General features: G+C 65.2%; 15 protein-coding genes. 8 read left to right on the top strand and 7 right to left on the bottom strand.

The genetic code is table 11. The features are described from left to right. The first annotated feature begins 2 nt into the window (after positions 1-2). Positions 3-620, top strand: a complete 618-nt coding sequence (locus J2X98_RS13880; RefSeq protein ID WP_307309151.1) for a phosphatase PAP2 family protein — start codon at positions 3-5, stop codon at positions 618-620. Positions 621-666: 46 nt separating this feature from the next. On the opposite strand, the gene J2X98_RS13875 is transcribed toward J2X98_RS13880, so the two are convergent. The 4 genes from J2X98_RS13875 to J2X98_RS13860 form a co-directional block, all read right to left on the bottom strand. Next, positions 667-1,002 (bottom strand): hypothetical protein, encoded by a 336-nt coding sequence (locus J2X98_RS13875; RefSeq protein WP_141946678.1) that lies wholly within the window; start codon positions 1,000-1,002, stop codon positions 667-669. Positions 1,003-1,179: 177 nt separating this feature from the next. Next, on the bottom strand, positions 1,180-1,608 hold the full coding sequence (locus J2X98_RS13870) for a universal stress protein (RefSeq protein WP_307309148.1): 429 nt from the start codon (positions 1,606-1,608) through the stop codon (positions 1,180-1,182). A 44-nt stretch (positions 1,609-1,652) separates the two neighbouring features. Continuing rightward, a complete protein-coding gene (locus tag J2X98_RS13865; protein ID WP_307309145.1) occupies positions 1,653-2,945 on the bottom strand; it encodes an aminotransferase-like domain-containing protein in 1,293 nt (430 codons plus the stop codon). Between the two features lie 187 nt (positions 2,946-3,132). After that, positions 3,133-3,690 carry an NAD(P)H-dependent oxidoreductase gene (locus tag J2X98_RS13860; protein ID WP_307309143.1) on the bottom strand — a complete coding sequence of 186 codons (558 nt, stop codon included), beginning with the start codon at positions 3,688-3,690 and terminating at the stop codon, positions 3,133-3,135. Positions 3,691-3,809: 119 nt separating this feature from the next. On the opposite strand from J2X98_RS13860, the gene J2X98_RS13855 reads away from it, so the two are divergent. From J2X98_RS13855 to J2X98_RS13830, 6 genes are all read left to right on the top strand, one after another. After that, a complete protein-coding gene (locus tag J2X98_RS13855) occupies positions 3,810-4,421 on the top strand; it encodes a TetR/AcrR family transcriptional regulator (RefSeq protein ID WP_307309139.1) in 612 nt (203 codons plus the stop codon). A gap of 266 nt (positions 4,422-4,687) precedes the next feature. Beyond that, positions 4,688-5,671 (top strand): ABC transporter permease, encoded by a 984-nt coding sequence (locus tag J2X98_RS13850; protein WP_141945040.1) that lies wholly within the window; start codon positions 4,688-4,690, stop codon positions 5,669-5,671. Positions 5,672-5,673: 2 nt separating this feature from the next. Further along, positions 5,674-6,663: an ABC transporter permease gene (locus tag J2X98_RS13845; protein ID WP_141945042.1), complete on the top strand. Its 990-nt coding sequence runs from the start codon at positions 5,674-5,676 to the stop codon at positions 6,661-6,663. Beyond that, positions 6,660-8,897 carry an ABC transporter ATP-binding protein gene (locus J2X98_RS13840; protein WP_307309133.1) on the top strand — a complete coding sequence of 746 codons (2,238 nt, stop codon included), beginning with the start codon at positions 6,660-6,662 and terminating at the stop codon, positions 8,895-8,897. Before J2X98_RS13845 ends, J2X98_RS13840 begins: the two co-directional genes overlap by 4 nt. Positions 8,898-8,907: 10 nt before the next feature. Beyond that, the gene (locus J2X98_RS13835) at positions 8,908-10,623 is read left to right on the top strand and encodes an ABC transporter family substrate-binding protein (RefSeq protein WP_141945046.1); all 1,716 of its coding nucleotides are present in this window, start codon (positions 8,908-8,910) and stop codon (positions 10,621-10,623) included. 87 nt (positions 10,624-10,710) lie between these two features. Next, positions 10,711-11,772 carry a Gfo/Idh/MocA family protein gene (locus J2X98_RS13830; protein ID WP_307309128.1) on the top strand — a complete coding sequence of 354 codons (1,062 nt, stop codon included), beginning with the start codon at positions 10,711-10,713 and terminating at the stop codon, positions 11,770-11,772. 72 nt (positions 11,773-11,844) lie between these two features. Here J2X98_RS13830 and ald read toward each other — a convergent pair whose 3' ends face one another. Continuing rightward, positions 11,845-12,963, bottom strand: coding sequence for an alanine dehydrogenase (gene ald / locus J2X98_RS13825; RefSeq protein ID WP_141946682.1), 1,119 nt, complete (start codon positions 12,961-12,963; stop codon positions 11,845-11,847). A 233-nt stretch (positions 12,964-13,196) separates the two neighbouring features. Between ald and J2X98_RS13820 the strand changes: the two genes are divergently transcribed. Next, the gene (locus J2X98_RS13820; RefSeq protein ID WP_141945050.1) at positions 13,197-14,417 is read left to right on the top strand and encodes a PucR family transcriptional regulator; all 1,221 of its coding nucleotides are present in this window, start codon (positions 13,197-13,199) and stop codon (positions 14,415-14,417) included. 24 nt (positions 14,418-14,441) lie between these two features. Here J2X98_RS13820 and J2X98_RS13815 read toward each other — a convergent pair whose 3' ends face one another. Continuing rightward, a complete protein-coding gene (locus J2X98_RS13815) occupies positions 14,442-15,215 on the bottom strand; it encodes an alpha/beta fold hydrolase (RefSeq protein WP_307309126.1) in 774 nt (257 codons plus the stop codon). Between the two features lie 59 nt (positions 15,216-15,274). Then, positions 15,275-15,712: a helix-turn-helix domain-containing protein gene (locus J2X98_RS13810; RefSeq protein WP_307309123.1), complete on the bottom strand. Its 438-nt coding sequence runs from the start codon at positions 15,710-15,712 to the stop codon at positions 15,275-15,277. Between the last annotated feature and the right edge of the window lie 12 nt (positions 15,713-15,724).

The following is a 15,724-nucleotide window of genomic DNA, read 5'->3' as shown; positions in this document are numbered from 1 at the left end:
CAGTGACGGCGACCAACGGCGCAATCCGGCTGAAGAACCGCACCGCCACCTGGGTGACGGAGGTCCTCCAGCCGCCGGTGGTGGTGAGCCTGCAGCTGCTGATCAGTCCACTGTCACAGCCTGGATTTCCCGCGACCATTGGTTATGGAGCGCTGGCGGCCCTCTTTGTCTGCGTGCTGCCGCTTGTGGTGCTGCTGGTCCTGGTCAGGATGGGGAAGGTCACAGATCACCATGTGAGCGACCGGAAGCAGCGTGCGCCCGTACTCCTGATGGCGCTGGGCAGCATCGCCGTAGGGTTGCTCGTGCTCAACGCCGTTGGGGCGCCCCCGGCCGTAGTTGCGATGGTCCTGGCGGTGGTGGGCGGCGTGGCCGTCATGGCCGCCGTCAGCCCCTTCTGGAAGATGAGTGGCCATGCCGCTGCCATGTCCTGCGCCGCCGTCGTATCGGTGCTGATACTGGGTTCCGGGTGGGCCCCGCTGCTGCTGCTGATCCCCGCAGTCAGCTGGTCACGGGTGGTGCTGCGGGCCCACTCCCTGGCTCAGGTGGTGGCCGGTTCGCTTTTCGGCGGCGTAGTCATGGCCGGGATTTGGTGGCTGCTGCAGGGCTGGATGGTGCACTGAAAAAGGCCCCTTCGCCGTGCGGGGCAGCGCGGCGGGGGTGTGGAGCCTAGTAGGCGTTGTAGGAACTGAGGGCGTCGAGGATAGCGGGATCGGCCGTTGTTCCCAGCACCACTGCGGCTGCGGTCATCAGGCCACCCACCAGCGCGGCCATGCCGGCCCATGCGCTGAGCATCTTCCAGTCCTCGCGCAGGACGCTGCGTACGGTCGCAGGCAGCTGCAGAGTGGGACTGATGAGGTTCGGTGCGCTGTCCAGGCTGCCGTCATCAAGCAGGGCCACCACCCGGTCATTGCTTCGGTCCACCCGCATGGAGCTGATGTGGTTGCCATGGCGGGCCAGGAGGATATCGTGGCCAACAAGCTGGCGGCGCTGCAGAGTGATCAAGGTAAGCCCTTCGCTGGAGGTGGATTCTTCAGAGTCCACGCCTTTGGGGGCCTACCCAATTTTATCGTTGCGCCATCAGCTGAAAGGGTGGTATTGCGGTGAGAACGGACACCCCCCGCAGCGATATCCGCCACCACGGAGGGTGTTCCGCGTTACTCCCCGGCGGTTGGGGGTGGCTTAATCGGTTTCGTAGGTGTTGGCGATATATACGTCGCAGGGGGCGTTGTGGGCTACGCTGTTGGCCACGCTGCCGAGCACCCGGCCGATGCCGTGCATGCGCCGGTTTCCTACCACGATGATGCGTGCGTCCATCCGCACAGCTTCCTTGATGAGGGCGTCGGCGGGGCGGCCGCGCGCTGCGGAATACGTGACGGGGGTGTCGCCGCCCAGTGATTCGGCCACCGTGCGGGCCACCTGCTCCGCGGCATCGGCGTCGGAAACGATCCAGCAGTCGCTGCCGCTGCCGAAGACCTCCGTGCGGTCGCTGTCGAAGGCTGAGACGACGTGCAGCGAAGCGTCCATGCCTGCGGCCAGGTCCCTTGCCGATTCCGCCGCCTTCTTCGCGGTCTCACTGCCGTCCACCCCTACAACGATGATTCCAGCCATATGCATGTTCCTTTGCTCGGTCTTCGGCTCTCGTGTGGCTTACGCTACAGCGCGGCGATGGCTTCCTGCAGCACCGGCGCCAAGCGGCGCACCCCTTCGGCGATGGCGTCCGGAGGCACGGCACTGAAAGCGAGCCTGAGCTTGTTGGATGGCTCGTCCGACGGCGTGAAGGCCGCGCCGGGGATGAACACGACGCCGGCGTCGATCGCCTTGTGCAGGAGCGGGTAGGTGTCAACGCCTTCAGGCAGCGTCACCCAGACGAAGAAGCCGCCCTGCGGGCTGGTCCAGGTGCTTCCGGCGGGCATGTACTCCTTGAGTGCGGCCAGCATGGCGCGGCACCGCTCGGCATACAGTCCCCGGTAGGTAGCGATCTGTCCCTTCCAGTCGTAGTCGCGCAGGTAGGCGGAGACCAGCATCTGGTTGAAGGCCGGCGGGCAGAGCGTTACAGATTCCGCCGCGAGATAGTAGCGGCGCTGCAGGTGCTCCGGGACGAGGGCCCATCCGATGCGAAGGCCCGGAGCGAAGATCTTGGAGAAGGAGCCCAGGTAGATGACGTCGTCCGGATTGCCGGCCCGCAGGGGAGGGAGGGGCTCGCCCTCAAAGCGAAGCAGGCCGTAGGGATTGTCCTCGAGCACTATGATATTCGCCCTGCTGCATATATCGACCACCTGCTGCCGGCGTTCCTGGGCCAGGGTGATGCCTGAGGGGTTGTTGAAGTTGGGAATCGTGTAGAGGAACTTGATGGTCTTTCCAGCCAGCTGGAGGGCCGCTATCCGCGCCTCCAGAAGGTGCGGCACGAGGCCATCCCGGTCCATTTCCATGGTCTCCACCTGGACCTGGTAGGCCTCGAATGTGTTCAATGCGCCCACGTAGGTCGGGTCCTCTACCAGCACCACGTCGCCCGGGTTGCAGAACAGCTTGGTGGCCACGTCCTGTGCCGATTGGGAGCCTGCAGTGATCACCACGTTTTCGGGGCGGGCATCCACGATGCCTTCCGCTGACATGACTTCGCATATCTGCGCCCGGAGTTCGGCGGTACCTTGGCCAGCGCCGTACTGGAGGGCGGTCAGGCCGTCCTCTGCAATGATCCTGGCTGCCGTCGCTGCCAGCCGCTCCATGGGAAGGGACTGCAGGTACGAGCTTCCGCCGGCAAGGGACACCAGGCCGGGCCGCATGGAAATGTCGAAGACATCGCGCACGGCGGACTGGCGGATGTTGGCTGCGCGCTCCGAAAACAGCTCGTCATGGCGGTGGGCCGACGTGGCGGCGCGCTCGATCGCATCAATGGCCTCCGCGGGGAGGGTGCCTGCGGACGTGTCAAGTGTTTCGTGGGTCACAGAGTCAGGATACAGCCAGGCGTTGCCCTCAAAGCAACGTTTGTTTATCTTTGCGGTTACTCCAGAAATACGTGGTCCCGCCAAGGTATCGCTTGGGAGAATGGCTGGCCGCGGAACTTCGGGCGGGGAAAACGGGCGGTGCCCGGCACGCTCAACGCGTACCGGGCACCGTGCGGGGCAGGCCTGACTAGGCTGCCGGTGCGGAAGCGGCAAGGGCGTCGAAGATGCCCTTGATCTGCTCCACTACCTCGGCGTCATCCTTGGGGTGCACCTCGGCGAAGCGAACCATGGAGCCCGGGACGGCGAGCTTTACGTCCTCGAGGATCTGGGCGCCTGCGATGCCGGCTGCCTTGCGGGCTTCGTCCTGGGCCCAGACTCCGCCGTACTGGCCGAAGGCGGTGCCCACGACGGCAGTCGGCTTGCCTGACAGCGCGCCGGCGCCGAAGGGGCGGGACAGCCAGTCGATGGCATTTTTCAGGGCCGCAGGAACGGTGCCGTTGTGTTCCGGGCTGACCAGCAGGACGGTATCGGCCTTCTCGGCTGCTGCGCGCAGTGCCGCTGCGGCAGCCGGAACCTTGCCCTCCACGTCGATGTCCTCGTTGTAGAACGGGATGTTGCCCAGGCTTTCGTGGATGACGACGTCAACCTGCTCGGGGGCGTTGAGCTGGATTGCCTCGGCCAGCTTCTGGTTGGTGGACTCGGCGCGGAGGCTGCCGACAAGGGTCAAGACTGTGCTCTTGGTCATGGGAACTCCTGATAGCTGGGCGGCGGGGGCCGCTTGCGGTGGAAACTGGGGCTCGGGGAGCCTTCACCAGACTAAACGGACCACGGTCCGGTTGTATTCCCGATGACTACACTGTCCTTGTGAGTTCCATCCCAGTGCGCCCGGACATGACGCCGGCAGCAGCCGCGGAACGCAGTGATGCCGCCAGGAACCGGGAGCGCCTCCTGCTGGCCGCCCGCGATCTCATTGAGGAGGGTGGCGTGGCCGCACTCACCATGGACCGCTTGGCGGAGCGTGCCGGCGTGGGCAAGGGTACGGTCTTCCGGCGGTTCGGCAGCCGGGCCGGACTGATGCTGACCCTCCTGGACGACTCCGAGGCCGCCTTCCAGGCACGCTTCCTGTTCGGGCCGCCGCCACTGGGACCCGGCGCCCCACCACTGGACCGTCTCCTGGCCTTTGGGGCCGAGCGGATTGCCTACGTGGTGGAGTACGGGGACCTGGTCCTGGCCGCCGGCCACGCAGCCAGGGGAAGGTTCGAGGTCCCGGCCGTTGCTCTCTGGAACCGGCATGTGGAGATGCTGCTTCGCGAGGCGGGCTTCCGTTCACCGGAACCGTGGCTGATGGCCGGATCCCTGACCGCCACTCTGGACCCGGAGCGGCTCCTGCACCTCATCCGTCAGCATGGCGTCACAACTGAGCGACTGGCAGTGTCGTGGCGTGATCTTGTCACACGGGTTGTAATGGCCACGTAGAATACGCATTGCGGTTCCCTGCGTCCAGTCAAAACAACTTCACAGAACTATTCATAACGATCTGATACGGCGCGCCGGATTTCGGGGTATTCGCGCCCTTTTCGGCTTGGGCCTTGTGATAGTTTCCTCTGGAATGTGACCCGCGACATAGTCCACCAGGACAGGCCCATGAGGCTGCGGGAAGGCCAGTTACCGCTGGTGCAGGACCCGGTCAGGCGGCACAATCCGTACTCGTCCGGGGAAGACGGAAGGATGCAGCGGCGCCCATGCTCAAGTACCTCGCCAAGCGCGGCATCACGTATGTGGTGATGATCTTCCTCACCACGTCCGCCGGCTATTTCCTGGCGGTCAGCTCGCTTAAGCCGGCGCTTCTGGAGCAGGAACGCATTCCCCGGCCCACTCCGGAACAAGTCGCCAACTCCATGCGGTTGAAGGGCCTGGACCCGGACCTCAGCCCGTGGCAGCGCTACGTGGACTGGCTCACCGCAATTGTTACCCGCTGGGACTGGGGCCGGAGTCCCAATGGGGCATACATCAACGCCGAGTTCGGGGACCGGGTCTGGATTTCCACCCGGCTCTTCCTGGCGTCCATCATCCTGACCCTCGTCATCGGGGTCGCACTGGGTGTCTACTCGGCGGCGCGGCAGTACAAGTTCCAGGACCGCGTCATAACGTCCTATAGTTACCTCGCCTACATCGTTCCTGCTCCCATCGCCTACTTCCTGGTGCAGTTGGGTGCCATCAGCATCAACGAAACCGTGGGTGACCGGATCTTCTTCGTCACCGGCATCTCCACGCCAGGGGTTGCCCCCGGATGGCCCCAGTTCGTTGACCTGCTGGCGCATTATGTGGTGCCCACGGTTGCCATCACGCTGGTGGGCTGGGGCGCCTACCAGATCGCGCAGCGGCAATACCTGCTGGACAACGTCAATGCAGACTTTGTCCGGACCGCCCGGGCCAAGGGCTTAAGCCGGAACCGGGCAATCGCCCGGCACGCCCTCCGCGTTTCCTTCATCCCCGTGGCCCAGAGCATCGCTTTCACCGTCCCGGCCATTTTCGCCGGCGGGTTTTTCGCCGAAAAGATCTTCGCCTGGCCCGGCGTTGGCTCCTGGAGCATCGACGCCATCTCCCTGCAGGACGTCAACGCAGCCACGGCAACGCTGGCCTACGGCTCTGTCATCTTCGCCATCGGCGCCATCCTGGCGGACTTCGCCACCACGCTTGTCGACCCCAGAGTACGGGTGCAGTAGCCATGACCAACCTGAACGCCGTTGACCCGGCAGCGGTGGCGCAGGACGCGCACCTGGAAAGTGCCGACGTCGTCATCGGCAAGAACACCATCATCTTCCGCCGGTTCCTGCGCAACAGGACGGCAGTGGCGGGCCTCGCCATCTTTGTGGCCCTGACGGTCTTCTCGTTCATCGGCGGGTTCTTCACGCCGTGGGACAAGGAAACCATCGACCCCTTCAACATCGGGATGCCGCCGTCCGCCGACCACTATCTTGGGACGTCCCAGGCGGGAATCGACCTCTATGCCATGACCGTCGAGGGCACCAGGATCTCCATCCTCATCGGCCTTGTGGTGGGCCTGGTGTCAGTCCTGATCGCCGCCGTCTACGGCTGCACCATGGCCTACTTCGGCGGCAAGGTGGACAAGGTGATGCTGTTCATCCTGGAGGCGCTGATCATGATGCCGGCGCTCCTGGTGGTCGCCGTCGCCACCAGCGGCGGAGGTGCGGGCCTTAAGCGCGACGTTCCTTCCTGGCTGCTGCTGATCATCGTCCTGCTGGTGTTCAGCTGGATGGGAACGGCTCGCCTGATCCGTTCCATGTCGATGTCGCTGATGCAGCGGGACTTCGTCAAGGCAGCCCAGTACATGGGCGTCCCGCCGCGGCGCATCGTGTGGCGGCACCTGGTTCCGAACATTGGTTCCCTCCTGATCCTGGACATCACCCGCGGCGTCACGGCGGCGATCCTGGCCGAGGTGGCCTTTTCGTTCATCGGCATCGGCATCAAGGTGCCGGACGTGAGCCTCGGCGTACTGATCGGGGGCGCCACCTCCCAGGTGCAGACCTTCCCCTGGATGTTCTGGGTACCACTCACGGTGATGTTCCTGCTGACCGGCTCCCTGGCCATGATGAACGATGGCCTGCGGGACGCCTTTGATCCCAGCTCAAGTTCCACCGGAAAAGCCAAGAAGGCCAAAGCCCGCAAGACCAGCGCGGAAAAGAAGGCGGCATGAGCAGCAAAACCACCACCGGAGCCACCGAACCAGCCCGGGCCGGCGTGGAGCGCCTGCACGCGGCGGGGCTGCATGCCCCTGCCGATGCCGTCCTGTCCGTTCGGGGCCTGAATGTCCGGTTCAACTCCGAAAATGGCGTGGTCCACGCTGTCAGGGGCGTCGACTTCGACCTCCTGCCCGGGAAGACGCTGGGAATCGTGGGTGAATCGGGGTCGGGCAAGTCCGTCACCTCGCTGGCCATCATGGGACTGCTCCCGCCAACGGCCCAGGTCTCCGGTTCCGTACGGCTCAAGGGCCGGGAACTGCTGGGACTGAGCGACAAGGACATGTGCGCGTTCCGCGGCAACGACCTTGCCATGGTCTTCCAGGACCCCCTCTCCTCGCTGACCCCTGTGTTTACCGTCGGCACGCAAATCATCGAGGCGCTGACCATCCACCACCCCGCCATGAGCAGGAAGGCAAAGGAAGCACGCGCCGTCGAACTCCTGGCCATGGTGGGTATTCCAAGCCCCAGGGAACGGTTGAAGGCGTTCCCGCACGAATTCTCCGGCGGGATGCGCCAGCGCGTCATGATTGCCATTGCCATCGCCAACAACCCGCGCGTCCTGATCGCCGATGAGCCGACGACGGCCCTGGACGTTACCATCCAGGCCCAGGTCCTTGAGGTGCTCCACACGGCGCAGGAGGAGACCGGCGCCGCCGTCGTCATGATCACGCACGATCTTGGTGTGGTGGCCGGGATGGCAGACGACATCATGGTCATGTACGCGGGAAAGCCGGTGGAAACCGGCGCCGTGGACGATATCTACTACAGTCCCCGTATGCCCTACACCCTGGGGCTGCTCGGCGCCGTCCCCCGGGTGGACGTGACGGAAAAGACCTCGCTGGTTCCCATCGAAGGGATGCCGCCGAACCTCCTGACCCCTCCCACGGGTTGCTCGTTCGCCCCCCGCTGCCCGCTCGCGTCGGACGCATGCCTCGACGGTGAGCCGGACCTGGAACCGGTCGGCGCTGGTACGCTGCACCGTGCCGCCTGCATCAAGTCGGGATCCCTTGGCGGCTCCGTGGATGTCCACGACGTGTTCGCTGCCCCGCCGGTGCCGGTGTCCCGCTTCGACACAGTACCCCGGGAGGAGCGCCGGACCGTGCTGCAGCTCAAGGAGGTGCGCAAGCACTTCTCCTTGACCAGGGGTGCCCTGATCAAGCGGAAAATCGGCACCGTCAAGGCCGTGGACGGCGTGAGCTTCGACATCCGCGAAGGCGAGTGCTTCTCCATTGTGGGCGAGTCGGGCTCGGGAAAGACCACCACCCTGCTGGAAATCATGGAGTTCCACCCCGGCCAGGACGGCGAGGTGGTGATCGGGAGCCTCAGCAACAAGCAGGCGGCCGACGCTAAGACCAAAGCCGGGATGCGGCGCGAACTCCAGATGGTGTTCCAGGACCCCACCGGCGCGCTGGATCCCCGGTTCACCGTCTACGAAGTCCTGGCCGAACCCCTGGAGAACGCCGGCATGGGCCGGGAGGCCATCAGGAAACGGATCATGGAACTGATGAAGCTGGTGGGCCTGCAGCCGGACCACGTCAACCGCTTCCCCAACCAGTTCTCCGGCGGCCAGCGCCAGCGGATCGGAATCGCCCGGGCCCTCGCGGTGAACCCCAAGCTGGTGGTCCTGGACGAGCCCGTCTCAGCCCTTGACGTGTCTGTCCAGGCCGGCGTTATCAACCTGCTGGACCACCTGCGCGCAGACCTGGGCCTGAGCTACCTGCTCGTGGCGCACGATCTATCGGTGGTGCGCCACATCTCCAACCGCGTGGCGGTCATGTACCTCGGGAAGATCGTGGAGATCGGCGCGGTGGACCGCGTCTTCGATAACCCCCGGCACCCCTACACCCGCGCGCTCCTCTCCGCCATCCCCGTACCGGACCCGCAGCTGGAACGCACCCGCGAACGGATCATCCTCCAGGGCGACCTGCCCTCGCCGCTGCAGGCTCCCAAGGGGTGCAACTTCGCCACCCGTTGTCCCGTCTTTGCGGCGCTGCCGCCGGCCAAGCAGGAAAAGTGCCTCACCCTGGAACCGCCACTGGAAGCCGCGGCCTCCACCGCAGACCAGCGGTTCGCATGCTTCTTCCCTGACGGGGAACTGGATGAGGACATGCTGGTGGTCCACGAAACGCGGAGCACCATTCCCCCTGAGATTTCTCGACCCCAAGCACCACCACTCGCACCACAATGAAGGGAAAACCATGAGGAAACTGAACAGGATCGCCGGAGCTGCAGCCATTGCTGCGGCCCTGGCGCTGACGGCCTGCGGCGGTGGCGGTGCCAGCGGCCCGGAGACAGCAAAGGGACAGGACTCGGGGAGCGACCTCTCCAAACTGATCAGCATTAACGAGAAGCCGGCAGCCGATCTTCAGCAGGGCGGCAAGGTCACCCTTCCCGTGGGCAACATCGGCCCTGACTTCAACGGCTTCTCCAACAACGGCAACAGCGCTGACAACTCCGCACTTCAGGTCCCCATGAACCCGGTGGCAATGAACAGCGGCGGCATTGGCGGCTGCTGGAAGGTGGACTTCAAGGGCAAGGTCACCCCCAACCCGGATTTCTGCGAGTCGGTGGACAGCGTGGTCAAGGACGGCAAGCAGACCATCACCATCAAGGTGAACCCCAAGGCCACCTACAATGACGGCACCCCCATCGACGTCAGGGCCTTCAAGAACACCTGGAACATCCTCAAGAGCCCGGACGCCGGCTATGACATCGTCAGCTCAGGCGCCTACGAGTTCGTCGATTCCGTCGAGGCCGGCAGCAACGACAAGGAAGTCATTGTCAAGACCAGCCGTCCGGTGTTCCCGGTGGATTCGCTTTTCTTCGGCCTCATCCACCCCGCCGTCAACACCCCCAAGATCTTCAACGAGGGCTTCAACGGCAACCTGCACCCCGAGTGGATGGCCGGTCCCTTCAAGCTGGACCAGTACGATGCCGCGGCCAAGACGGTGACCATGGTGCCGAACGACAAGTGGTGGGGCCAGAAGCCCGTCCTGTCCAACGTGACCTTCCGCCAGCTGGAGACCAGCGCGCAGATTGCTGCGTTCAAGAACGGCGAGATCGACGCCATGAACGCCAACACCATCTCCCTCTACAAGCAGCTTGACGGCACTAAGGACACCGACATCCGGCGCGGCCAGCGGCTCTTTGCCGGCGGCCTGAACCTCAACGCCCAGCGCATCACCGACGTCAACGTGCGCAAGGCAATCTTCGCCGCCGTGGACCGCGAAGCCCTCCGGAAGGTCCGCTTCAACGGCCTCAACTGGGAGGAGCCCAGCTCCGGATCCATGATGCTGATGCCGTTTTCCGACTACTACCAGGACAACTACCCGGTCAAGGAGACCGGACCCGATGCCGCCAAGAAGGTCCTCACCGACGCCGGCTACACGGCCAACGCCAACGGCATCATGGAAAAGGACGGCAAGCCCGCTGCCTTCAAGATCAGCAACTTCGGTGACGATCCCACCACCCTCGCAGTGGCCCAGACCCTGCAGAAGCAGCTCCAGGCGGGCGGCATGGATGTCGGGATTGACCAGCGCGCCTCCGCCGACTTCGGCAAGGTCCTGGGCAGCCGCGAATTCGATCTGAGCATTTCCGGCTACACCGTTGGTCCCGATGCCACTGATGCGGTCAAGCAGTACTACGACTCCAAGGTCAACGAGAACAAGCTGGGCGACGCCGAGCTGGATAAGAAGATCGCCGACCTCGCTTCCATCGAGGACAACGCCGCCCGCAACAAGGCAGCCATGGACGTGGAGAAGGAGCACATGGCCAAGTACTACTCCATGGGCGTGGTCTTCAACGGCCCGCAGATCTCCTTCGTCCGTTCCGGCCTGGCCAACTACGGCCCGTCGCTGTTCCAGAGCCTGTCCCAGGTTCCGGACTGGACCACCATCGGCTGGGAAAAGAAGTAACACAGCCCAGCGGACAGGCCGGCACCCCTGGTGGCCAGGGGTGCCGGCCCTGTTTAACAGTGCGCACCGAGGGGTAGCGTAGCTTCCATGACCGGAACCGAAGGCTCCCCGCGCAGCATCCGCACCGCCGTCGTCGGCTACGGGCTGGCAGGGAGCGTATTCCACGCCCCGCTGCTGTCTGCCGACCCCAGCTATTCGCTGGACGTCATTGCAACGTCCGACGCCGGGCGGCAGGCGGGTGCCTCATCCCGGCTTCCGGGGGTTGATGTGGTGCGCGACTTGGCGGAGGTCCTTAAACGGGCAACGGACCTTGACCTGGTGGTGCTGGCCACGCCGCCGGCGACGCACCATCCGCTGGCCAGGGCCGCCCTGGAAGCAGGGCTGGATGTTGTGGTGGACAAACCGTTCGCGGTCACCAGCGCGCAGGGGCAGGAGCTGGTTGAGCTGGCGCGGCAGCTGGGCCGGGTGCTGACCGTGTTCCACAACCGGAGGTGGGACGGCGATTTCCTCACCCTGCAGAAGTTGCTGGCTGCCCAGGCCTTCGGCGCCGTGACCCGGTTCGAATCACGTTTCGAGCGCTGGTCCCCGGCCATCGCCAAGGCGTGGAAGGCGCGGGCCACGGCGGCGGACGGAGGTGGGGTGCTCTTCGATCTTGGCAGCCACCTCATCGACCAGGCCCTGCAGCTGTTTGGACCCGCCACGGTGCTCCACGCCGAGCTGAAGGCGCGGCGGTCCGACGAGCGTGCGGATGACGATGTTTTCCTGGTTCTGCGCCATGATTCCGGGGTGACCAGCCACCTCAGCATGAATGTGCTGTGCGCACAGCAGGGGCCCCGCTTCCGTGTCCTTGGCTCCATCGGCGGCTTCACCAAGAACGGCGTGGACCCTCAGGAGCCCTACCTTGCTGCCGGTGGCAGCCCTTTGGACCCTGCCTACGGCCGGGAAGACACGGAATGGGCCGGGTTCCTGGGCCGGGACGCACACCTGGACCGGCTCCCCACGGAACGGGGGAACTACCCCGAGTTCTACCGCATGCTGGCAGCGAAAATCCTCGACGGCGGCGCCAGTTCACAGTTGCCCCTTCCCGTAAACCCGGAGGATGCCGTGGAGGTCCTGAAGGTTATCGAAGCCGCACGCGTATTTAAATGAGTGATCGATTGCTCCGTAATTGCCGTTCTGAGCGTTCAAAAGGACAACTACGGAGCAATCGATGAAGGGTGACTAGGCGGAAACCAGCTCGTGCCAGTCAGCGACGAGGGGCAGTCCGTGGGCCTCGGACACGGAGTGGTGAGCCACGTGGCCGGCGGCGATGTTGAGCCCGGCGGCGAGGGCGGGGTCGCGGTCGAAGGCGGCCTTGACGCCCAGGTTCGCCAGCGAAACCGCGTAGCGCAGGGTGACGTTGGTCAGAGCGTAGGTGGAGGTGTTGGGGACGGCGCCCGGCATGTTGGCGACGCAGTAGAAGATGGTGTTGTGCACCTTGTAGGTGGGTTCCTGGTGCGTGGTGGGGTGGGTGTCCTCGAAGCAGCCGCCCTGGTCCACGGCGATGTCCACCAGGACCGAGCCGGGCTTCATCCGGGCCACGAGGTCGTTGGTGACCAGCTTGGGGGCCTTGGCACCGGGGATCAGGACCGAGCCGATGACCAGGTCCGCGTCCACCACGGACTTTTCGATCTCGTACTTGTTGGAGGCCACCGTCTTCAGCCGGCCCTGGTACAGGGCGTCCAGTTCGCGCAGGCGGTTAATGTTGATGTCCAGGATGGTGACGTCGGCGCCCAGGCCCAGAGCCATGGCTGCTGCGTTGGTGCCGGCAACACCGGCGCCCAGGACAACCACCTTGGCGGGGCGGACGCCGGGCACGCCGCCCATGAGCACGCCCTTGCCGCCGGCGGGGGCCATCAGCGAGGTGGCGCCGACCTGGACGGACAGGCGGCCGGCAACTTCGGACATCGGTGCCAGCAGCGGGAGGGAGCGGCCCTCCTGGACGGTTTCGTAGGCGATGGCGGTGACGCCGGAGTTGATGAGTTCCTTGGTCAGTTCCGGCTCGGCTGCCAGGTGCAGGTAGGTGAAGAGGATCAGGCCCTTGCGGAAGCGGTGGTACTCGGACTTGATGGGCTCCTTGACCTTCATCACCATGTCGGCGCGTGCCCAGACGTCATCGGCTTCGTTGACGATCTCGGCGCCGGCGATCGAGTATTCCTCGTCGGTGATGCCCGAACCCAGGCCGGCCCCGCGCTCTACGAGGACGGTGTGGCCGTGCGTAAGGAATTCGTGGACACCGGCGGCGGTGATGGCCACCCGGAATTCGTTGTTCTTGATTTCTTTGGGGACGCCGATGATCATCGTCTGCTCCAGTTTGTAGGGCCGGTGGGCCGGAAATGCGGAAATGCTTTCGTGTTTCAACGATAAATCCGGCTGTGAGCCAGGCGACATGGGCCGTCAAACCTGGGACGTTAACAACCTTGATATTCCGCGGTTTTTCGTACCGTCGGCTCGACACCTGTCGAGTCCTGAAGCGTCAGGTGTCGCCTCCTGTTGGTTCGTCTGTCGCGCCGCCAAGGCAGTAGTGTTGCCCCATGCAGCAGCAGGATGTGGAACAGCTCGTCGAGCAGGTGGCCCAGAAGCTGGGCCGCGGGTTGTCCCTTGAGGACCTGGACGGACTCCTGCTCGCCTACAGCTCCAACCAGTCGCATGCCGACAGGGTGCGCGTGAATTTCCTGTTGAGCAAGAAGGTCCCGGCGGACGTGAGCGCATGGCAGCTCTCGCACGGAATCGCCACGGCCGTCCGCCCCGTCGTGATTCCCGCCAACCCGGAGCTCGGCATGCTGGGCCGCGTCTGCGTCCCGCTGATGGTCCGGGGTTTCAGAGTGGGCTACCTGTGGGTGCAGCAGGAGTCGGCAGAGGAAAGCCCGACGGCGATCCTCACGCAGTTGCCGGGCGTCAACCATGAGCTTGAGCTGCTGTCAGGCCTTCTGCTTGACTCAAATACGGCTGAATCCGAGTTCCGCCGGGGCCGTGAGCGGGAGTTCCTGCTGGCATGTTCCGGGGAGCCCAATGCGGTGGCCGCGGTGGCGGGCTGGAAGGAAGTCCAGGGCCGGGGTCCATGGCAGATGGTCACAGTGCTGGACGCGGACGGATGGGCCAGCGGACCTGACCCCATCGCGTCCACCCTGATCCATCGGTCCACCGCCCTGCAGGCAACGGTGGGAATGGATGCCGCGCTCTTCAGTGCCGGAACGGAAACGCACTCCGTGGTGTTGTTCCGCGAGACCACGGGCCGGGCCAACCACGCCCAGCTTTTGGTCCACTACCAGCTTGAGCTGGCCAAGCGTTCCGGCCGCCCGGTGCACCGGATCATCCTGGGCATCAGCGAGGGCTTTGCCAAAACCCGCCAGCTCTCGGAGGCGTACCGGCAGTCCCGGGTGGCAGCCCAGGCGGCGGCGGTGGATTCCCAGCTTGGCGAGCTGGTGGACTGCCGGTCCACCGGCGTGTACCAGCTCCTGGCCTCGGCCGGGGGAGGGGTGGGCGCCTGGGCTGACTCGGGCTCCGTGTACTTCCGGATGCTGGAGGACCATGACCGCAACGGCGAGCTCATCCCTGTCCTTGAGCTGCTCTATGACAACGACGGTTCCGTCCAGGACGTGGCCACCAGGCTCCACCTGCACCGCAGCAGCATTTACAACAGGCTGGGCCGGATCCGGCAGCTGCTGGGGGTGGACCCGTTGAAGGGCCTGCCCCGGCTGGAACTGCACGCCGCACTCAAGATGCGCCGGTGGGCGTCGCGGCCGCGCATCTGAGGAAATCAAGGCCCGGGACCAGAGCTACCCGGCGGCCGCTCCATCCGGTGAACCGGCAAAGGACCTGATCGCGGCTGCCACTTCGCGCGGGCGCAGGTGCTGGGCCACGTGTCCTGCCCGGGCAATTTCAACGAAGCTGCCCTGCGGCACCACCTGCGAAAGCCGGAGCGACCAGTCGGCACCGGCCACCTGGTCATGGTTGCCGCGCAGGACCAGCACGGGAACGTTGATCCCTGCCAGCCTCGACTCCGTGGGGTAGGCCAACATCACGGGCAACATAGTGAAGTACCAGCGCGGGCCGCAGCGGAAGTAGTCCGAGAAGACGAGCCAGTTGGAGGAGGCACTTTCCCGGAGGAGCGCGTCCAGGAACAGCGCCAGGCCCTGCCGCCGGATACTACGGTGCCGCGCGTCCACGACCGGACCCATCAGGACCAGCCGCTGCGCCTGCCCGGGGGCGTAGAGGGCCGTCTCGATGGCGAACTGTGCGCCCATGGAGTGGCCCACCAGGATGTACGACCTGATGCCGTTCGCTTTCAGCGCCTGGGCGATGAAGGCGCCATAGTCCGCCACGGACAGCTGCCGCCCGGGTTTTGGCGTGCCGGCAAAGCCCGGCAAATCCAGGGAATAGGTGGGGGCAACGGCGGCGAGTTCGTGGTGGAGCCGCCGGAGGTAGCGGTGGGAAACGCCGATGCCGTGGATGAGGATGTAGGCGGGTGCTGCGGAGCCGGCGGCGTCCGGTCCCGGGGCGGGAGTTCTGCCGGCCCAGAGGATGCGGCCCCTGAGTCCGTTTGCTTCCACCTCGGTTGCCTGAAGCCGCGGGTCCTTCCGGCCCCGCACGCGGAACAAGCGGGGCAGCACTATTTACCTGCGCCGGCGGGGTCCGCGGCAGCCTTCTCGTGTTTGTGCTTTTGGTCCGCGTGTTTTTGGGCGGCGGCCTTCTGTTGCTCCAGCCACGCCATGATGTCGGCTGTCCGGATCCGGCGGTGCGACCCCCGGTACTCCACGGGAATCTCGCCGCGGTCCGTCATGTTCCGCAGGTAGGTGTGCGAAATGCCCGCGAGTTCGGCTGCCCGTGAGGTGGTGAGCATCTCCTCCACGCTGCTGACCGTCACAGTTTCGCCGCGGCTGAGCCTGGCGAGCAGGTCCACGACGGCGTCCCGGGCCTGCCCGGGCAGGCGGTGGACGGTGCCGTCCACGAAGACGGTGATGTCATTGCTGTCCTCGAGGGAGCGCGCAAGGCTGCGGGCCTCACCGGCAGGGAGGCCGGCCGTGACGCGGGGGGCTATCAGTGCCATGGACGTAGCCTA

The sequence above is a fragment of the Pseudarthrobacter enclensis genome, from assembly GCF_030811655.1.
Classification (GTDB): Bacteria; Actinomycetota; Actinomycetes; order Actinomycetales; family Micrococcaceae; genus Arthrobacter; species Arthrobacter enclensis_A.
Note: the sequence above shows the minus strand (reverse complement) of the source record. Positions and strands in the feature narration are given on the sequence as shown.